17 protein-coding genes are annotated in these 17,598 nt (G+C 70.2%); 12 read left to right on the top strand and 5 right to left on the bottom strand.

Annotation, left to right across the window (positions count from 1 at the left end):
* Nucleotides 1-99: 99 nt before the first annotated feature.
* The 5 genes from AC1D2O_RS20060 to AC1D2O_RS20040 all read right to left on the bottom strand — a co-directional run bounded on the left by AC1D2O_RS20060 (nt 100) and on the right by AC1D2O_RS20040 (nt 6,045).
* Nucleotides 100-813 carry a response regulator gene (locus AC1D2O_RS20060; RefSeq protein WP_478087067.1) on the bottom strand — a complete coding sequence of 238 codons (714 nt, stop codon included), beginning with the start codon at nt 811-813 and terminating at the stop codon, nt 100-102.
* Nucleotides 814-931: 118 nt separating this feature from the next.
* Nucleotides 932-2,557: an NAD(P)/FAD-dependent oxidoreductase gene (locus AC1D2O_RS20055; RefSeq protein ID WP_478087069.1), complete on the bottom strand. Its 1,626-nt coding sequence runs from the start codon at nt 2,555-2,557 to the stop codon at nt 932-934.
* A gap of 6 nt (nt 2,558-2,563) precedes the next feature.
* Nucleotides 2,564-3,394 (bottom strand): beta-ketoacyl synthase chain length factor, encoded by an 831-nt coding sequence (locus tag AC1D2O_RS20050; protein ID WP_478087070.1) that lies wholly within the window; start codon nt 3,392-3,394, stop codon nt 2,564-2,566.
* Nucleotides 3,391-4,584 carry a beta-ketoacyl-[acyl-carrier-protein] synthase family protein gene (locus tag AC1D2O_RS20045; RefSeq protein WP_478087072.1) on the bottom strand — a complete coding sequence of 398 codons (1,194 nt, stop codon included), beginning with the start codon at nt 4,582-4,584 and terminating at the stop codon, nt 3,391-3,393. The genes AC1D2O_RS20050 and AC1D2O_RS20045 overlap by 4 nt, the downstream gene beginning before the upstream one ends.
* A gap of 108 nt (nt 4,585-4,692) precedes the next feature.
* Nucleotides 4,693-6,045, bottom strand: coding sequence for an AmpG family muropeptide MFS transporter (locus AC1D2O_RS20040; protein WP_478087073.1), 1,353 nt, complete (start codon nt 6,043-6,045; stop codon nt 4,693-4,695).
* A 36-nt stretch (nt 6,046-6,081) separates the two neighbouring features.
* Between AC1D2O_RS20040 and AC1D2O_RS20035 the strand changes: the two genes are divergently transcribed.
* From AC1D2O_RS20035 to biuH, 12 genes are all read left to right on the top strand, one after another.
* Nucleotides 6,082-6,918, top strand: coding sequence for a M48 family metallopeptidase (locus AC1D2O_RS20035; RefSeq protein ID WP_478087074.1), 837 nt, complete (start codon nt 6,082-6,084; stop codon nt 6,916-6,918).
* A 124-nt stretch (nt 6,919-7,042) separates the two neighbouring features.
* Nucleotides 7,043-8,767: an allophanate hydrolase gene (atzF, locus tag AC1D2O_RS20030; protein WP_478087075.1), complete on the top strand. Its 1,725-nt coding sequence runs from the start codon at nt 7,043-7,045 to the stop codon at nt 8,765-8,767.
* Between the two features lie 31 nt (nt 8,768-8,798).
* Nucleotides 8,799-9,812: an ABC transporter substrate-binding protein gene (locus AC1D2O_RS20025; RefSeq protein ID WP_478087077.1), complete on the top strand. Its 1,014-nt coding sequence runs from the start codon at nt 8,799-8,801 to the stop codon at nt 9,810-9,812.
* 4 nt (nt 9,813-9,816) lie between these two features.
* Nucleotides 9,817-10,644: an ABC transporter permease gene (locus AC1D2O_RS20020; protein WP_478087079.1), complete on the top strand. Its 828-nt coding sequence runs from the start codon at nt 9,817-9,819 to the stop codon at nt 10,642-10,644.
* Nucleotides 10,641-11,474: an ABC transporter ATP-binding protein gene (locus AC1D2O_RS20015; protein WP_478087081.1), complete on the top strand. Its 834-nt coding sequence runs from the start codon at nt 10,641-10,643 to the stop codon at nt 11,472-11,474. Before AC1D2O_RS20020 ends, AC1D2O_RS20015 begins: the two co-directional genes overlap by 4 nt.
* Nucleotides 11,475-11,484: 10 nt before the next feature.
* Nucleotides 11,485-11,691: a DUF4089 domain-containing protein gene (locus tag AC1D2O_RS20010; RefSeq protein ID WP_478087083.1), complete on the top strand. Its 207-nt coding sequence runs from the start codon at nt 11,485-11,487 to the stop codon at nt 11,689-11,691.
* On the top strand, nt 11,688-13,112 hold the full coding sequence (locus AC1D2O_RS20005; protein ID WP_478087084.1) for an AtzE family amidohydrolase: 1,425 nt from the start codon (nt 11,688-11,690) through the stop codon (nt 13,110-13,112). The genes AC1D2O_RS20010 and AC1D2O_RS20005 overlap by 4 nt, the downstream gene beginning before the upstream one ends.
* Before the next feature lie 13 nt (nt 13,113-13,125).
* A complete protein-coding gene (hpxZ, locus tag AC1D2O_RS20000; protein WP_478087085.1) occupies nt 13,126-13,506 on the top strand; it encodes an oxalurate catabolism protein HpxZ in 381 nt (126 codons plus the stop codon).
* 99 nt (nt 13,507-13,605) lie between these two features.
* Entirely contained in the window at nt 13,606-14,721 is a 1,116-nt protein-coding gene (locus AC1D2O_RS19995) for a BMP family ABC transporter substrate-binding protein (RefSeq protein WP_478087087.1), read from the top strand.
* Nucleotides 14,722-14,744: 23 nt separating this feature from the next.
* Nucleotides 14,745-15,824 (top strand): ABC transporter permease, encoded by a 1,080-nt coding sequence (locus tag AC1D2O_RS19990; RefSeq protein WP_478087088.1) that lies wholly within the window; start codon nt 14,745-14,747, stop codon nt 15,822-15,824.
* 55 nt (nt 15,825-15,879) lie between these two features.
* A complete protein-coding gene (locus tag AC1D2O_RS19985; protein WP_478087090.1) occupies nt 15,880-16,800 on the top strand; it encodes an ABC transporter permease in 921 nt (306 codons plus the stop codon).
* Nucleotides 16,801-16,861: 61 nt separating this feature from the next.
* Nucleotides 16,862-17,584, top strand: coding sequence for a biuret amidohydrolase (biuH, locus tag AC1D2O_RS19980; RefSeq protein ID WP_478087103.1), 723 nt, complete (start codon nt 16,862-16,864; stop codon nt 17,582-17,584).
* The last annotated feature ends 14 nt before the right edge of the window (nt 17,585-17,598 follow it).

The following is a 17,598-nucleotide window of genomic DNA, read 5'->3' as shown; positions in this document are numbered from 1 at the left end:
AGCGTGGGGGCCATGTCCGCCGCCGGGCCGCCCCAAGGCGGACTGGGCCCCCTCGGGGGGCAGCGAGTACACGAAGTGAGGAGCGTGGGGGCCATGTATTCAGTCTTGCTGCTTGGCGAAGACGTAGCCCACGCCGCGCACCGTGAGGATGCGCTTGGGGTTCTTGGCGTCGACCTCGATCGCGGCCCGGATGCGTCCCATGTGGACGTCGATCGAGCGGTCGAAGGCCTCGAGCTCGCGTCCGCGCACGGCTTCCATGATCTGGTCGCGCGTGAGCACGCGGCCGGCGCGCTCGGCCATCGCCACCAGCAGGTCGAACTGGTAGGAGGTGAGGTCGGCCGGCGCGCCGCCCACCGTGACGGTGCGCGCGTTGCGGTCGATGTCCAGCGTGCCGAAACGCATCACGGCGGGCCCCTCGGAATTGCTCGCGGTTTCGCCGCGGCGGCGCAGCACGGCGCGGATGCGCGCCAGCAGCTCGCGCGGCTCGAAGGGCTTGGGCAGGTAGTCGTCGGCGCCGATCTCCAGGCCGATGATGCGGTCCATCGGATCGCCCTTGGCGGTCAGCATCAGCACCGACACCTTGGCCTGGCCGCCCGGCAGCGCGCGGATGCGCCGGCAGACCTCGAGGCCGTCGGTGTCGGGCAGCATCAGGTCGAGGATCACGAGGTCGGGCGAGCGCTGCTGCAGCATCTCGAGCCCGCTGGCGCCGTCGGCGGCGTGGGAGAAGCCGAAGCCCGACTGCGTCAGGTATTCGCCCACCATCTGCGCCAGGCGGGTGTCGTCTTCGATCATCAGGAGTTGCGGGGTGCTCATTCGGGGTGTCTCCGCGCGGTGTGCCACGGTGGTTGTACTCAGGGGGCTAGCTTCCTCCTGCGGGGTGGCGCAGGCTTGAACGCTTCGTAAAGTTGGGTAAACCTTGCCGCCGGCGGTTTCATCCGGCGGCGAAAAGAAGGGCCCCGGGCGGCGCGCCGGCGGGTGCGGTCGCCTGCGCCAGCAGCGCGGACAGCGCGCCGCCGTCCAGGCCCGGGTGGTCGCGGCTGGCGCGGGCCAGCATCTCGCCGGCCAGGGCGCTCAGCCGGTCCACCGACTGGCGCATGCGGTGCCTGAAGGCGTCGTCGTCGAGGGTGTCGTTCAGGCTGCGGTTGAGTTCGGCGAACCACGGCAGCGCGGCCTGGTCGAGCAGCACGGCCGGATTGCGCCGGTGGCTCACGGCGGACCAGTCGCGGAAGAAGGCCTGGGCCGCGACGTTGAGGCGCTGGCCCTGCTGCAGCTCGCCGCGCAGGCTGCCCAGCAGGGCGAGGTCGGTGAGCCGCCGCTGGAAGAAGATCTGCGCCAGCACGCCCCAGTAGTAGCTGTAGTCCCAGATCACCTTCACCGGCAGCACCTCGGGGTCGCCGAACAGCGGGTACTGGTCGGTGTAGAGCGCCAGCGTGCTCTCGTAGAACGAGTGGTAGATCTGGTCGTAGAGCTGGGCCCGCGCCGCCAGCGCGAGGCCGGCGCGGTCGCGTCCGACCAGGTCGCAGATGTAGGTGTTGGCCACCGCGATGAAGTCGCTGCCCGGCGAATAGAAGGGGTCGAGGAACAGCCCGGCATCGCCTGTGAGCGCCCAGCGCCGGTCCGAGAACACCTGCTTGCAGCCGTAGGAAAAGTTGCGCAGAAAGGCGAAGTCCTGCAGCCGGTGGCGCTTGCCGTCGAGCGCATCGAAGAGGCGCGGCTGCCAGGTTTGGAGCCACAGCATCGCCTTGTCGAAGGTGTCCATCCGCTCCAGCGGGTGCAGGCGCGGGTCGGCGACGATGCCCACCGAATGCGAGCCCGAGGCCAGCGGGATCAGCCAGACCCAGTAGCCGGCGCCGACCAGGTGGTTGGTCGACAGCCAGCGCGACGGCGGTTCGCAGCAGCGCGTGCGCCAGTGCGGGTCGTCGGACCAGTCGTCGATCGCGATGTGCTCGCCGATGCGGAACCAGACCGCGTTGCAGTCGTGCGCGTTGGCCTGCTCGAGCCCGAGCTTGCGCTTGAGCAGGCCGGCTCGGCCGCAGGCGTCGACCAGCCAGCGGGTGTGCATCTCGAGCGTCTCGCCGCCCCGCGACCATTCGATCCGATGCAGCCGGCGCGGATCGTCGGCCAGGTCGATCCGGCGCACAGTCGCGTGGTCGATGAAGCGCGCGCCCTGGCGCCCGGCCTCTTGGGCCAGGTAGTTCTCGAAGATGCCGCGGTCGATCTGGTAGCTCGGCACCGAGAGGTAGCGGCTGGCGCCGATCTCGGTCACCTGGTCGACGTCGCGCCGGCCTTCGCTGAAGAAGAAGCGGAAGCCGAACTTGCGCAACTGGGCGCCATGAAGGTGCGGCTTGAGGCCGAGCACGGTATCGAAGTAATGGGCGCCGATCTCGACCGATGATTCGCCCACCTTGTGGGTCGCGTGCGGCACCGGATGCGTGCGGCGCTCCAGCACCACGACATCGATCTCGGAAAAGCGCTGGCGAAGTTGCAGCGCCAGCGTGAGGCCTGCGAGCCCGCCGCCCATGATCACGACATCGTGTGCGGGGCGGCTCGCGTCCATGGGGCGTCAGTCCTGCGGTTCGAGCTGCAGTTCCGGTTGCAGCTGGAGCTGCAGCGACAGCGTGGCCGACAGCGGCAGGCTCAGCGACTCGGACTCGCCGCGCGCCAGCGCCTCGAACAGCGGCAGGGCGTCGGCCATCGCGTTGACTTCCAGCGCGCGTGCCGCGGCGCAGCGGGCCCGCGTCGCCGGCAGGGCGCCGCCGGCCAGCGACCACTCGAAGGACGCCACGGTGCGTTCGGTGCGCGTGGGCGACAGCACCAGGGCCACGGCCAGCATCTCGCGGCTGGTCGTCACCGAGGCCAGCGCGCCCACGGCCGGCATGTCGTAACCGGCCAGCAGCACGGCGCGCTGGTCGGCGGCGCACTGCGCCGCCGCTTCCAGCAGGCCGGCAGCGAAGCTGCTCTCGTAGGCCGCGAGCGAATTGCTGGCCGCCATGCAGCCGGTGCCGATGGTCCAGTAGCCGACCGCGGCGTTGTGCACCGAGTTGTGGAACTTGATCGGCGACAGCAGCAGCGGATCGGCCGCCAGCGTGCCGCACATGTAGTCGTTGATGCCCAGGTCGCCATGCGCCGAGGCGAAGACGCAGGGCAGGTCGGCCGCGTTGCGGCCCGAGCCGGCCACGGCGGCGGCGGCCACTTCGAGCGCCAGCGCCACGGTGTCGGGGGCGCGCCGGCGTTCGGCCGGCGCCAGCAGCTGCGGCGAGGGCCGCTTGGCCGGCGGGTCGGCCGGCGTGCCCTCGCCGCGGAACACGGCGCTGGCGATCTCCCAGCCGGGCAGCGTCGCGGCCCAGAAGGCCGGGCCTTCGATGTAGAGCGTGGGGGTCTTGTTCGTCGTCATGTGGCGGCTCCCTTGCCGAAGACCAGCGAGCAGTTGTTGCCGCCGAAACCGAAGGAATTGCTCAGCGCGTAGCGCACCTCGCCGCGCGCGGGCTGCAGCTTGATCTGCGGTCCGCACTCGGCATCGAGCGTGGTGGTGTTGACGGTGCCCGGCTTGAGGCCGGTCTCGATCGCCAGCAGGCTGATCACGGCCTCGACGATGCCGGCCGCGCCCAGCGTGTGGCCGGTGAAACCCTTGGTCGAGCTGGCGTGGATAGTGTCGGGGAATCGGCGCGTCACCAGGGCCCCTTCGACCTCGTCGTTCTTGGTGCTCGCGGTGCCGTGCATGTTGATGTAGTCGATGGCGTCGGCCGCGAGGCCGGCGCGCGCCAGTGCGTCGTCGAGCGCCTTCTCGGCGCCCAGGCCCTCGGGATGCGGGGTGGACATGTGGTGGGCGTCGCTGGCCTCGCCATAGCCCAGCAATTCGAGCCGGCCGCGGCCGCGCTCGACCAGCGCGAAGCCCGCGGCTTCGCCGAGGCTGATGCCGTCGCGTGCGGCATCGAAGGGGCGGCAGGGCGCGGACGAGACCAGTTCGAGCGAGTTGAAGCCGAACAGCACGCTGCCGCACAGCGTGTCGACGCCACCGACCACGGCCGCGTCGACCAGGCCGAGGCGGATCAGCCGCTCGGCCGAGGCGAACACCTTGGCGCTCGACGAGCAGGCGGTGGAGATGGTTTCGGCCGGGCCTTCGAGGCCCAGCGCCTGCTGCACGAAGAGGGCGAGCGAGTGCGGCGTGTGAACCATGGGGCGCTGCTGGGCGGCGGGGAAGGCGCCGTCGACCAGCTGCGTGTAGGCGGCCTCGGTCTCGCCGATGCTGGAGGTCGAGGTGCCGAGCACCAGCGCGATGCGCGTCGGGCCGTAGCGCTCGCGCGCGGCGGCGACCGCTTCATTGAAGCCGTCGGCCTGCAGCCCGAGCCAGGCCAGGCGGTTGTTGCGGCAGTCCCAGGCCGCGAGTTCCTCGGGCAGCCGGAGCGCCTCGAGGCCGTCGACGCGGCCGATCCAGGTCGGCAGCGGCGAGGCGCCGAAGTCGTTGGCGCGCAGGCCGCTGCGCGAGTGCTCGAGCGCGTCGAGCAGCGGGGCCTTGCCCACACCGACGGCCGAGGTCGCGGTGAAGGCGCTGATCTGCAAGGGGAGGATGCGGGAAGGTGTCACGGTGGGCACGTTGCGATGGCTGAAACACGACAGCCTACCAGTTGGGCGCGATCCACCGCGGTCGGTCAGGGCTTGGACCCTGCGGCCGGGCGCCTCAGGGCAGGGCGCCTAGGGCGAATCAGGCGCATCGGCCTTGCCGCGCTTGGCGGCCTGCGACGCCAGCGCCACCAGCAGCAGCACCGGCACCCCCATCACCGCCGTGCCGATGAAGAAGGCTTGGTAGCCAAAGGCGTCGACGAAGACGCCCGAATAGCCGGCGATGAACTTGGGCAGCAGCAGCATCAGCGAGCTGAACAGGGCGTACTGGGTGGCCGAGTAGTTGATGTTGGTCAGGCTCGACAGGTAGGCGATGAAGGCCGCCGAGGCGATGCCGCCGGCCAGGTTGTCGGCCGACACCACCAGCACCAGCGCCGTGAGGTCGTGCCCGCGCGAGGCCAGCCCGGCGAACAGCAGGTTGCTGGCGGCGCTCAGCACGGCGCCCAGCATCAGCACCCGCATCACGCCGAGCTTCATCGACAGCACGCCGCCGACGAAGGCGCCGACCAGCGTCATCACCACGCCGTAGATCTTGCTGACCGTGGCGACCTCGTCCTTGGTGAAGCCCATGTCGACGTAGAAAGGGTTGGCCATGATGCCCATCACCACGTCGCTGATCCGGTAGACCGCGATCAGCGACAGGATCAGCACCGCCTGCCAACGGTAGCGGCGGATGAAGTCGGCGAAGGGCTCGACCAGCACGCTCTCCAACCAGGCGGCGGCGGTCTTCGGCTGCGGCAGCGTGGCGCGCACCGGTTCCGGCGACAGCAGCACGGTGAGCACGCCCACCGCCATCGATGCGGCCATCACGAGGTAGGCGGTCTTCCAGGCGTTGTTCTGGTAGCCCGCGAGGCCGGGCAGTTCAGCCCATGCCGCGACCCAGAGCACGCCCGCGCCGGCCCAGATCATCGCCAGCCGATAGCCCGTCTGGTAGGCGGCGGCCAGCGCGGCCTGCTTGCGCGTGGCCGCCGATTCGATGCGGAAGGCGTCGAGGGCGATGTCCTGCGTCGCCGAGGAGAAGGCGACCAGCAGCGCGCACCACACGAGCGGCGGCAGGCCGTCGCGCGGGTCGTTGAAGGCCATGCCGGCGAGTCCTGCGATCACGCCCATCTGCGCCAGCAGCAGCCAGCCGCGGCGGCGGCCCAGCAGCGTGGTCAGCGGCGGGATCGGCAGCCGGTCCACCAGCGGCGCCCAGACCCACTTGAAGCCGTAGGCGAGCCCGACCCAGCTCAGGAAGCCGATGGTGGTGCGATCGACCCCCGCCTCGCGCAGGCGAAAGCTCAGCGTGCCGAGCACCAGCAGCAGCGGCAGGCCCGCGGAGAAGCCCAGCGCAAGCATGCGCAGAGTTGCGGGTTCGAGATAGACCTTGAGCGCGTCGCGCCAGGGCAGGGAAGGTGGGGCTTCGTCAGCCGATGGTGCGGACATTGAGAGAGGTTCGTTGGGGCTGCTTATTATTCCCGCATGTGTTTGCTCTGCGATTTTCGATCCGCTCCCGCTCGCGGACGCCGCGCCTTCCTGCTGGCGGCGGGCGCTGCCGCCGCATCGCCCGCCCTGGCGCAGGTCGACGTCGGCGAGGCGTCGGTGGCGCGCAACCTGGTGCCTGCGGAGAACATCGAGCGCGCCGGCGTCCAGCAATACCACCAGATCCTGGCGCAGGCTCAGGCCAAGGGCGCGCTCGCGCCCGACAGCAATGCCCAGTTGCAGCGGCTGCGGGCCATCGCCTCGAAGATCACTCCCTTCACGGCGCAATGGAACCCGCGTGCCGCGTCGTGGAAGTGGGAAGTCAACCTGATCGGCAGCAAGCAGATCAACGCCTTCTGCATGCCGGGCGGCAAGATCGCCTTCTTCACGGGCATCCTCGAACAGTTGAAGCTCAGCGACGACGAAGTCGCGATGGTCATGGGCCACGAGATGGCGCACGCGCTGCGCGAGCATGCGCGGGCGCGGCTTGCCAAGAACGCGGGAACGGGGGCGGCGCTGTCGATCGCGGCGCAGTTGTTCGGTCTCGGCCAGGCCGGCGATCTGGCGGCCCGGGCCGGCACCCAGCTCATCACGCTCAAGTTCAGCCGCAGCGATGAGACGGACGCCGATCTCGTCGGTCTCGAACTCGCGGCGCGCGCGGGCTACGACCCGAAGGCGTCGGTGTCGCTGTGGACCAAGATGGCGAAGGCATCGAAGAGCGAAGGCGCGATCGGCTTCCTCTCGACGCATCCGAGCGGGCCGGACCGCATCAAGGTGCTGCAGGCCAACGTGCCCAAGGTCGAAGGCCTGTCAGGCCGTCTTCGCGCAGCGCAATAAGCGCGACAGACTCAGCGCGGCTGACGCGCCCTGACGCCCGGGAGAACCGCGGCGCATCCGCCCGTGCTTGCGAAGGCCTGGCACATCCTTTGCAAGGCATCTTGTACACAAGACAGGATGCTTGATGATGGTGCATGACAAGGCCCCGCCCACGGGCGCGGCCGACGAACAGGTGAAGGCCCGGGCCGCGGCGGCGTGGATCGCGCGCTTCGCGGCGCCTCTGGGCGGTGCTGCCACCGGCCCGCTGGCCGGCCTGCGCTTCGCCGCCAAGGACAACATCGACGTCGCCGGCGTGCCCACCACGGCCGGCTGCCCGGCCTTCGCCCGCACCCCGACGGCACACGCCCAGGTGGTGCAGCGGCTGCTCGATGCCGGTGCGGCGCTCCTGGGCAAGACCAACCTGGACCAGTTCGCCTGCGGGCTGAACGGCACCCGCTCGCCCTACGGCGCGGTGCCCAACAGCTTCGACGCGCGCTACGTCTCGGGCGGATCGAGCTCGGGCTCGGCCTACGTGGTGGCGACCGGGCAGGCCGATTTCGCCCTCGGCACCGACACCGCCGGCTCGGGCCGGGTGCCGGCCGGGCTCAACAACATCGTCGGCCTCAAGCCCTCGCGCGGACTGCTGAGTGCGCGCGGCGTGGTGCCGGCGGCGCAGAGCGTCGACTGCGTCTCGATCTTTGCGCGCACGGTGGCGGTCGCAGCGCGCGTGCTGCACGCGGCGATGGCCTACGACCCCGAGGATCCCTTCGGGCGCAGTCTGGCGCTGGAGACCCGGCCGCTGTCCGCGGGCTTTCGCTTCGGCGTCCCGTCGGCGCTGAACTTCTTCGGCGACGCCCGGTCGGCCGAGGCCTTCGCGCGCGCCATCGAACGGATGCGTTCGCTCGGCGGCACGCCGGTCGAGATCGACTACGCGCCGCTTGCCGAAGCCGCCGCGCTGCTCTACGACAGCGCCCTGGTCGCCGAGCGCTACGCCGCGGTGCGCGAATTCTTCGATGCCCACGAAAGCGAGGTGATGGAGCCGGTGCGCGGCATCCTTGCGCAGGGGCGCGGCTACAGCGCCGCCGACTTCGTCGATGCCCGCACGAAGCTGCAGGCGCTGGGCCAGCGCGCCGCGGCGATGTGGAGCGACATCGATGTGCTGCTGGTGCCCACCGCGCCGACCCACTGCACGATCGAGGCGATGCGGGCCGACCCGGTGGCGCTCAATCGCCAGCTGGGCGAATACACCAACTTCGTGAACCTGCTGGACTACGCGGCGATCTCGGTGCCGGCCAGCCTGCGCGACGACGGCCTGCCCTTCGGCATCACGCTGATCGGCCGCGCCGGCAGCGACTTCCAGCTGGCCGAGTTGGGCCAGCGCTTCCACCACGCCACCGGGCTCCCGCTCGGCGCCACGCGGGAGCCGTTGCCCGCGCCCGAGCCGCTTCCGGTGCTTGCCGAGCCGCCGACGGTGGCCGTGGCGGTGGTCGGCGCCCACCTGTCGGGCATGCCGCTGAACAGCCAGCTCACCGAGCGCGGCGCCCGTCTGGTCGCGGCGACCCACACGGCGTCGGACTACCGGCTCTATGCGCTGCCCGGCACCGTGCCGCCCAAGCCCGGGCTGCTGCGCGTGGCGCCCGGCGAGGGCGCGGCGATCGCCATCGAGATCTGGGACATGCCGCTGGCCCACTACGGCAGCTTCGTCGCCCTGATCCCGGCGCCGCTGGGCATCGGAAGCCTCGTGCTGGCGGACGGTCGCAGCGTGCAGGGCTTCCTCTGCGAGGCGCTGGCGGTGGCCGGCGCCGACGACATCACCGCCCTCGGCGGCTGGCGCGCCTACATCGCGGGGCGCAGCACGGCCGCGACCTGAACCCCTTCCCACTTTTCATCCGGAGTACGCCATGGCCCACAGCAAGAAACCCCTGACTCTCGCCACGCCGGCCTCGCGGCGCCAACTGCTGCAGGCCGGTGCGGCCGGCCTGGCGGTGCTCGCCGCGCCCGCGATCGTGCGAGCCCAGGGCGCGCCCAGGATCCGCATCGGCTACTGGCCGATCGCGGCCGGCCTGCCGTTCTACGCCGCGGTCGAACTGGGCTACTTCAAGGCGGCCGGGCTGGACGTCGAGGTGCAGCGCTATGCCGGCGCGCAGCAGATCATGGAAGCGATGCTGGCCGAGCGCTGCGACGGCAGCGCCAACGGCACCGGCTCGGCCAACATCGCGATCGGCGAGATCGCCGCGCCGGGCAGCTTCAAGATCTTCTGCTCCAACCCGAGCAACGCGCGGAACGTGCTCGACCAGGTGCTGGTGCCGACCGCGAGCACGGCCAAGGTGATGGCCGACCTCAAGGGCAAGCGCGTGGCCTCCGGCCCCGGCATCCAGAACGTGACGCTCGCCAAGGCGGTGCTCGAACGCGGCGGCGCCACGGGCGCCACGGTGGTCGAGCTGCCGATCGGCCAGCATGTCGCGGCGCTCGCGGCCGGCCAGGTCGACGGCTGCTACACGCTGGAGCCGACCGGCACCATCGGCCGCCTCAACGGCAGCACCCGTGTGCTCGAGGCCGGGGTGATCGCGAAATACGTACTGGGCGATCCGATGGCCCCGTGGTTCGGCGGCTCGGCCTCGCTGACCTCGGCGCTGATCAAGAAAAATCCCGACGCGGCGAAGAAGTTCATCGCCGCCTATGGCCAGGGCGTGGCCTTCGTGCGCAGCAAGCCGGCCGAGGCGCGCCAGTACCTCAAGGGCTACACCGCGATCGAGGGGCCGCTGACCGGCGAGGTGCCGCTGGCGGCCTACACGATGTACAACGAGTTCACGCCCGGCGACATCGCGTACTTCCAGAAGTTCTTCGACCTGTTCTCCGACAAGGGCATCTTCTCGTCGCGCCTGATGGTCGACACGATGCTCTACAAGGGCTGATGGCATGACGACGCCCTCGTCCGGCACGGCGCCCTGGTCGCCCCCCGCAACCGGAGCCGACGCCGCGCCGCCGCGCGAATCGCACTGGGTCAAGGCGCTGCCCTTCATCGGCCCGGTGGTGCTGTTCATCGTCTGGGACCTGGCCGTGCGGCTCGGCTTCATCAAGGCGATCCTGCTGCCGATGCCGGGCGACACGCTGCTCACCCTGGTCTCGGGGCTGGCCGGCGGCGCGCTGCTGACCGACTTCGCGGTCACGGTCTGGCGCACGCTGCAGGCCTTCCTGATCGCCGCCATCGTCGGCGTGCCGCTGGGCGTGCTGCTCGGCAGCAACGAGCGCGCCTACCGCAGCGTCGAGTTCCTGATCGACTTCTTCCGCTCCACGCCCTCGTCGGCGCTGATCCCGCTGTTCCTGATGATCTTCGGCGTGTCGGACGTCAACAAGGTGGCGATCGCGGCCTTCGGCGCGCTCCTGATCGTGGTCTTCAACAGCGCCTACGGCGTGATGAACGCGCGCAAGCAGCGGGTGATGGCGGCCAAGGTCATGGGCGCCTCGCGCTGGCAGATCTTTCGCGACGTGCTGGTCTGGGAGAGCCTGCAGCCGACCTTCGTCGGGCTGCGTTCGGCGGTGTCGATGGCGCTGGTGATCGTGATCGTGGCCGAGATGTTCATCGGCTCCGACAGCGGGCTGGGCCACCGCATCATCAACTCGCAGCAGGTGATGAACGTGAAGGACATGTACGCCTCGATCCTCGCGGCCGGCGCGCTGGGCTATGCGCTCAACATCCTTTTCCTCGTGGCCGAGCGCCGCATCGTGCACTGGAGCGGAAGATGAGAGCCAGCGTCGAGAACGTCATCAACGGCCCGGTGTACGCCGACGTGCCGAAGCCGGTCTTCACCCCGGGCCCGGCCGGCACCCACATCACCATCCGCGGGCTGACCAAGCACTTCGCGGGCTGGCCGCTGTACCAGAACTTCGACCTCGACATCCCGAAGCACAGGATCGTCTCGGTGTTCGGGCCCAACGGCTGCGGCAAGTCGACGCTGATCAACATGATCGCGGGCCTGATCCCGATCGACGCGGGCGAGATCCTGTTCGACGGCAAGTCGCTCAAGGACACCAAGATCGGCTACGTGTTCCAGAACTACCGCGAGGCGATGTTCCCGTGGATGCGCACCATCGACAACATCGCCTATCCGCTCAAGCTGGAAGGCCGCTCCAAGGCCGAAGTCGACCGGCGCATGGCGGAGCTGGTGGCTTCGTTCGACGTCAAATTCGACCTCAAGCGCTATCCCTACGAGCTCTCGGGCGGCCAGCAGCAGACCGCCTCGATCATGCGGGCGCTGGCGCCCAACCCCGAGGTGCTGTTCCTCGACGAGCCGTTCTCGGCGCTCGACTTCGAGATGACGCTCTTCATCCGAGAGAAGCTGCAGGAGGTGTTCATGAAGACCGGCACCACGATGCTGCTGGTGTCGCACGACCTCGAGGAGGCGGTGTACCTCGCCGACCAGGTGCTGCTCCTGACCAAGCGGCCGACCAAGGTGGCCGAGATCCTCGACTACCGCGACGAGCGGCCGCGCACGCTCGAGACCTTGAGCTCGGCGAGCTTCGTCGCCATGAAGAAGCTCAGCCTCGAGATCTTCCAGCGCGAAGTGCGCCGCTAGGAGTCCCGCCATGACGCCTTCGGAGATCGAAGCCTATGTCGATGCATCGGCGGCCATGCTCGGCCTGAAGCTCAGGCCCGACCAGAGGCCCGGCGTGCTGCGCTACTTCGCGCTGGCCGCGGAGTTTGCCGCGCTGGTCGACGCCGTGCCGCTCGGCGAGCGCGACGAGCCGGCGCTGAGCTTCTCGCCGGTCGCGCCGCGGGAGACGCAGGCATGAACGCTTCGGACTTGCTCCGGCAGGATGCGTCGGCGATGGCCGGTGCGGTGCGCGCCGGCACGGTCGGCGCGGTCGCGCTGGTGCAGGCCAGCCTGGACCGCATCGAGGCCACCGACGCCCGTGTCAACGCCTTCACCGAAGTGGTTCGCGCGCGCGCGCTGCGGCGCGCGGCGCAGGTCGATGCGTCGCTGGCTTCGGACCAGGGCGCGCGCACGCGCGAGCTGCCGTTGCTGGGCGTGCCGTTCGCGGTCAAGAACCTGTTCGACATCGCCGGCCTCGCGACCCTGGCCGGATCGAAGATCGAGCGCGAAAGCATGCCGGCGCGCGACGACGCCGCGCTGGTGCGGCGGCTCGAGAGCGCGGGCGCGGTGCTGGTCGGCGCGCTCAACATGGACGAGTACGCCTACGGCTTCACGACCGAGAACAGCCACGTCGGCGCGGCCCACAACCCGCACGACCTGACACGCATCGCGGGCGGCTCCTCGGGCGGCTCGGGCGCCGCGGTCGCGGGGGGCCAGGTGCCGCTGACCCTGGGCTCCGACACTAACGGCTCGATCCGCGTGCCTTCGTCGCTGTGCGGCGTGTTCGGCCTCAAGCCGACCTTCGGGCGCCTGCCGCGCACCGGCAGCTTTCCCTTCGTGTCCAGCCTCGATCACCTCGGGCCGTTCGCGCGCACGGTGCGCGACCTGGCGCTGGCCTACGACGCGATGCAGGGCCCCGAAGGCCCCGGCCCGCGCGACCCGGGCTGCGCGCAGCGCGCGGCCGAGCCGGTGGCCGCGGCGCTGGCGCTCGGCGCACGGGGGCTGCGCATCGGCGTGCTGGGCGGCTACTTCCGTCAGCATGCCCAGCCGGAGGCGCTGAGCGCGGTCGACGCGGTGGCCCAGGCGCTGGGCGCCAGCCAAACGGTCGAACTGCCGATGGTCGAGGTCGGACGGGCCGCGGCCTTCCTGATCACCAACGCCGAAGGCGCGGCACTCCACCTGCCCGACCTGCGCACGCGCGCGCAGGACTTCGAACCGCTGTCGCGCGACCGCTTCCTGGCCGGCGCGCTGCTGCCGGCCGCATGGGTCGCGCGCGCGCAGCGCGTGCGGCGGCTCTATGCCGAGCAGGTGGCGCGGCTGTTCGAGCGCTTCGACATCCTGCTGGCGGCCGCCACGCCCTCGGCCGCGACGCCGATCGGCGCCGAATGGTTCGAGCTCAACGGCCGACGGCTGCCGGTGCGTCCCAACCTGGGCCTGCTGACCCAGCCGATCTCCTGCATCGGCCTGCCGGTGTGCGCGGTACCGGTGTGGGGCGCCCACCCCGCGCTGCCGATCGGCGTGCAGGTCATCGCGGCGCCGTGGCGCGAAGACCTGGTGCTGCGCGTCGCCGCCGCGCTCGAGTCGGCCGGCGTGGTGCGGTCGCCGGTCGCAACGCTTTGATGAAGGAGGGACGATGAACCAGCCCATCAACCTGCCCGAGGTGCTCGCCGAAGTCGAGGCCGCCTGCGACCGCTACGAAGACGCCCTGGTCCACAACAAGGTCGAGGTGCTCGACGAGCTGTTCTGGAACAGCCCGCACACCCTGCGCTACGGCGCCACCGAGAACCTCTACGGCTACGACGAGATCCAGGCCTTCCGCGCCGCGCGGCCCTCGCAGGGCCTGGCGCGCGAAGTGCTGCGCACGGTCATCACCACCTACGGCCGCGACTTCGCCACCGCCAACCTCGAATTCCGGCGCGAAGGAAGCACAAGGACGGGGCGCCAGAGCCAGACCTGGATGCGCACCGCACAAGGCTGGCGCGTGGTGGCGGCCCACGTGAGCCTGTTGGCCTGATTTCGGGGGCAAGGCGCTGGTACGGTTTTTGCACACCAACTTGTATCCAAGACAGGACACCCCGGCCTTCTGATTCTTCCATCACCTGGAGTAAGCACCATGAGCCAGTTCAACCGTCGCGATTCCCTCAAGTCCCTGGCCGCGCTGGCCTCCGCCACCTCGCTGGGTGGATGGAGCGCGCTGGCCCGTGCGCAGAAGCCGCTGACCGTCGGCGTGATCTATGTCGGCCCGCGCGACGACTATGGCTACAACCAGTCGCATGCGCTGGCGGCGGCCGAACTCAAGAAGATGCCGGGCCTCAAGGTGGTCGAGGAAGAGAACGTGCCCGAGACCGCGGCGGTGCAGAAGACCATGACCGGCATGATTTCGCAGGATGGCGCCAAGCTGCTGTTCCCGACCTCCTTCGGCTACTTCGACCCGCACATCCTGGCCGTGGCGCCGAAGAACCCGGACGTGCGCTTCTCCCATTGCGGCGGCCTCTGGAGCGAGGGCAAGCACCCGAACAACGTCGGCAGCTTCTTCGGCTACATCGACGAGTGCCAGTTTCTCAACGGCGTGATCGCCGGCCACATGACGAAGAGCAACAAGATCGCCTTCGTGGCCGCCAAGCCGATCCCGCAGGTGCTGCGCAACATCAATGCCTTCACGATGGGCGCGCGCTCGGTCAAGCCCGGCATCACCTGCAGCGTGATCTTCACCGGCGATTGGTCGATGGCGGTGAAGGAAGCCGAGGCCACCAACAGCCTGGCCGACCAGGGCTGCGACGTGTTCACGATGCACGTGGACGGCCCCAAGGTGGTGGTCGAGACGGCTGCCAAGCGCGGCAAGATGGTCTGCGGCTACCACGCGAGCCAGGCCAAGCTGGCACCCAACGCCTACCTCACCGGCGCCGAGTGGAACTGGCTCACCGCCTACAAGACCGTGGTCGATGCGGCGCAGGCCGGCAAGCCGCATCCGAACTTCCTGCGCGGCGGCCTCAAGGAAGGCTACGTGAAGATGTCGGCCTATGGCCCGATGGTCACGGACCCGGCCAGGAAGAACGCCGACGAGATCAAGGCCAGGATGCTCGCGGGCAGCTTCGACATCTTCCAGGGCGGCCTGAAGGACAACAAGGGTGTGGTCGTGATCCCGGCCGGCAAGGCGCTCAAGCAGACCGACCTCGAGCTCGAGAAGATGAACTACCTGGTCGAAGGCGTCGTAGGTTCCGTCGGCTGAATACCTGACTTCGCGAGCCGACGATGCGCCACGCATTGAAAGAGATCGCGCTGCCGGTGTTCGCCATCGCGGCGGCACTGCTTCTCTTCGGCGTCTTCGTCTGGTTCGCCGGCGTGAGTCCGCTGGAGGTCTGGGTCATTCTCTTCAAGGGGGCCTTCGGCGACTGGTTCTCGTGGCAGAGCACGCTGCAGCGCGCCGCGCCGCTGATGCTGACCGCGCTGTGCGTGGCCATTCCCGCGCGCGCCGGGCTGGTGATCATCGGCGGCGAGGGCGCCCTGGTGCTCGGCGGACTGGCCGCCGCGGCGCTGCCCTATGCGCTGCCGCTGCCGGCCAATCTCGCGGGCACGCTGCTGCTGTGCATCGCGGGCGCCATCGCCGGCGCTGCCTGGATCGCGCTGGCGGGCTGGCTGCGCCAGTACCGCGGCATCAACGAGACCATCAGCAGCCTGCTGCTGGCCTACATCGCGATCGGGCTTTTCAAGCACCTGGTCGAGGGCGTGCTGCGCGATCCGGCCAGCCTCAACAAGCCGGCGACCCGTTCGCTCGCTGACGGCCTCGCGATCGGCGGCATTGGCGGCTCCGACGTGCACTGGGGGCTGGTGATCGGCATCGTGGCCTGCGCGATCTCGGGGCTCTGGCTGCGTGCCACCGCATCGGGCTTCTCGGTCCGCGTGGTCGGCGGCAACCCGCGCACCGCGCAGTTGGTGGGCCTGCCGGCGAACGGGCTGATCCTGGCGGCCTGCGGGCTGGGCGGTGCCTTCGCCGGCGTCGCCGGCGCGGTGGAGGTCGCGGCGGTCCATACCAATGCCAACGCCTCGCTGATCGCGGGCTATGGCTACGCCGGCATCCTGGTCGCGTTCATCGCCCGCCACAACCCGGTGGCGGTGATCCCGGTGGCGATCCTGTTCGGCGGCTTTGGTGCCGCGGGCAGCCTGCTGCAGCGGCGCCTGGGCCTGCCCGATGCCTCGGTTCTGGTGCTGCAGGGCCTGGCCTTCGTGCTGATCCTCGCGAGCGAGGGGCTGCGGATGATCGACTGGAAGGCGCTGCTGAAGAACCGCATGCCGCGTGCGGTGCAGCCGCGCCTGACCAAGGAGCCCGTATGAGACGCCGGGCCGCTCCCAAGTCGAATACCGCAGCGCGCAGCGCGGAGGTTGCTCTATGACTTCCGACCAGTGGATCGCGCTCGTGGCCGGCATCGTCGGCGGCGCATTGCGCGTCGGCGCGCCCTTCCTCTTCGTGAGCCTGGGCGAATGCCTGACCGAGAAGTCGGGCCGCATCAATCTCGGCCTCGAGGGCGTGCTGGTTCTTTCCGCCATGGCCTCGTTCGGCGGCGCCTGGCTCACCGGCTCGGCCTGGCTCGGCGTGCTGGCCGGCGCCGCCGCGGGCGCGCTGCTGGCGCTGCTGCACGGGCTCCTGTGCTCGCTCGACCGCGTCAACGACGTCGCCACCGGCATCGCGCTGATGCTGTTCGGCACCGGGCTCGCCTTCTACCTGGGCAAGCCGCTGATCCAGCCGCAGGCACCGCAACTGCCGGCGATTCCGCTGGGCGACTGGAGCGACAACCCGGTGATCCGGTCGGCGCTGCAGGTCAACGCGCTGGTGCCGGTGGGCATCGCGCTGGCGGTGTTCCTGTGGTGGGGCTTCGCGCGCACCCGCGCCGGCTTGCTGGTGCGCATGGCCGGCGACTCGGCCAATGCGACGCGGGCGCTCGGCTATTCGGTCGCCGGGCTGCGCATCGCCGCCACCACCGCGGGCGGCTTCATCGCCGGGCTCGGCGGCGCCTCGCTCACGCTGTTCTATCCGGGCAGCTGGAACGAGGGCATCTCGAGCGGCCAGGGCCTGATCGCGGTCGCGCTGGTGATCTTCGCGCGCTGGAGCCCGCTGCGCTGCATCGGCGCGGCGCTGCTGTTCGGCGGCGCCGGCGCGATCGGCCCGGCGCTGCAATCGATCGGCGTCGGCTGGGGCTACCACCTGTTCAACACGGTGCCCTACGTGCTCACGCTGGTGATCCTGGTGCTGACCTGCAGGCCCGGCAGCGTCGCCGCGGGCAGCCCGGGCGAACTCTCGTCCACACGTTGAACCACAAGGAGTCTTCGCCATGAGCAGTCCCGCCGCCGGCCGACCTGGCGACTCCGGCTCGATGGACCTCGCGGCCGGCCTCGACACGCGCGCGACCTTCGTCGCGGCCGATCCGTATCCGTGGCCCTACAACGGCGCGCTCAGGCCCGACAACACCGCGTTGATCGTGATCGACATGCAGACCGACTTCTGCGGCGAGGGCGGCTACGTCGATGTGATGGGCTACGACCTGTCGCTCGTGCAGGCGCCGATCGCGCCGATCGCACGCACGCTGGCGCGGCTGCGGCCGCTGGGCTTCCACATCATCCACACCCGCGAAGGCCACCGCCCGGATCTCGCCGACCTGCCGGCCAACAAGCGCTGGCGCTCGCGCCAGATCGGCGCCAACGGCGTGGGCATCGGCGACGAAGGCCCGTGCGGGCGCATCCTGGTGCGCGGCGAGCCGGGCTGGGAGATCATTCCCGCGCTGGCGCCGCTCGCCGGCGAAGTGGTGATCGACAAGCCCGGCAAGGGTTCGTTCTACGCCACCGACCTCGAACTGGTGCTGCGCACGCGCGGCATCGAGAACCTGATCCTCGCCGGCATCACGACCGACGTCTGCGTCCACACCACGATGCGCGACGCCAACGACCGCGGATTCGAATGCCTGCTGTTGTCGGACTGCACTGCGGCCACCGACCACGGCAACCACCTCGCGGCGCTCAGGATGATCACCATGCAGGGCGGCGTGTTCGGCGCGCACGCGAACTCGGGCGCGCTGCTCGAGGCGCTGCCACAGCCCTAGACCGGAGAGAACGG

This window comes from Variovorax sp. P1_G12, assembly GCF_056405555.1.
This window is presented reverse-complemented; position numbering and strand designations above follow the sequence as displayed.